This window comes from Nocardioides cremeus, assembly GCF_030518195.1.
GTDB lineage: Bacteria > Actinomycetota > Actinomycetes > Propionibacteriales > Nocardioidaceae > Nocardioides > Nocardioides cremeus.
The window spans coordinates 1-1,338 of the sequence record NZ_JAULSC010000060.1 but is presented as its reverse complement, the minus strand read 5'-3'; the positions used below and the strand labels follow the sequence as shown (position 1 = coordinate 1,338).

Here is a 1,338-nt window from a genome sequence, read left to right as displayed (position 1 = left end):
TCAGGTGGTGGCGGGGTCCTTTCTGGCTCGGGTGGTGGAGTTGAGTCGGTAGGAGGCGCTGCCGGTCTGGATGATGTGGGCATTGAAGGTGAGACGGTCCACCACGGCGGCGGCCAGGCGGGGGTCGGTGAAGGTGGCGCCCCATTCGGAGAATGGCGCGTTGGATGCGCACGCGATCGATGCTCGTTCTTCGCGGGCGGTGATGATCTGGAACAGCAGCTCGGCGCCGCGGGGGTCGAGGTGGACGTAGCCCAGTTCGTCGAGGCAGAGCAGGTCGAGTCGGGCGTAGCGGCCCACGACGCGGGAGAGCTGTTTGTCGTCGGCGGCCTCGATGAGTTCGTTGACCAGCGCAGCGGTGGTCACGTACCGCACCCGTCGTCCTTGCTCGGCCGCAGCGGTGCCCAGGGCGATGAGCAGGTGGGTCTTCCCGGTGCCGGAGTCACCGAGCAGGACCAGGGGTTCGCCCTGGTCGATCCAGCCCCCGGACGCCAGGTGCGCCAGCGTGGCTGGGGGCAGGTCGGGCAGCGCACGGGTATCGAAGTCGGCGAGTCTCTTGGTGCGCGGGAACTTGGCTTCCTTGACCCGGCGGACCTGACGGCGGGCATCGCGCTCGTCGCACTCGGCCAGCAGGACCTCGGCGAGGAACGCCTTGTGGGACAGGCGTTGTTTGGCCGCCGCCGCGGCCATCGAGGCGGCTTCGGTGCGCACGGTGGGCAGCATCAGGGCGCGGCACGCGGTGTCGATGGCCGCGGTCGCGGCGGGGTCCGACAACGCGGTCAGCGTCGGGGTAGCAGCTGTGGTGGGACGAGTGGTGGGGCTCATGCGGTGGCTCCCTTCAGGAGCTCGTCGTAGCCGGCCAGCGACGGGACCGGGCGGTCGATCGCAGCGGTGGGTGTGGCGGTGGCTGGCAGCGGCACCGGGGTCGGGGTGGTGGTGGTCAGCATCGAGCGGCGTGCCTCGACCGCGACGAGGTCGGGATCGAAGTTCCCCAGGACCAGGGCGGCGTCCATCCCCGCGGCCACCGCCGTCGCTGGCAGCGTGCGGTGCAGCAGCAGGACCCCGACCAGGGCACGGGTCCCGGGACCGTCGCCGAGGTGCTTGCGCGCGGCGTCCCAGAACCGCTGATGAGCCGGCGTGAATGCGCCGCTGCCGCGAGCCGCTACCAGGGCGGTGGCCCCGGACAGCGCGCCGGGTTTGCGTCCCAGGACCTCTAGGTAGTGATCCAGCACCAGGTCCTCGCTGCCCTTGTGCAGCGACCGGACGTGGGTGGCGATGACCGTGCCGGCATCAAGGACGCGGATGGTGTCGGCGCCGAGTCGGACCTCGAGTCGACGGCCC

At 71.0% G+C, this 1,338-nt stretch carries 1 protein-coding gene and 1 pseudogene; both read right to left on the bottom strand.

Translation table 11 applies throughout. The features are described 5' to 3' along the window. A complete protein-coding gene (gene istB / locus QWJ41_RS20720) occupies positions 1-822 on the bottom strand; it encodes an IS21-like element helper ATPase IstB (RefSeq protein ID WP_302710364.1) in 822 nt (273 codons plus the stop codon). Then, a pseudogene (locus QWJ41_RS20715) lies at positions 819-1,338 on the bottom strand (IS21 family transposase); the annotation flags it as partial. The gene istB and the pseudogene QWJ41_RS20715, both read right to left, overlap by 4 nt.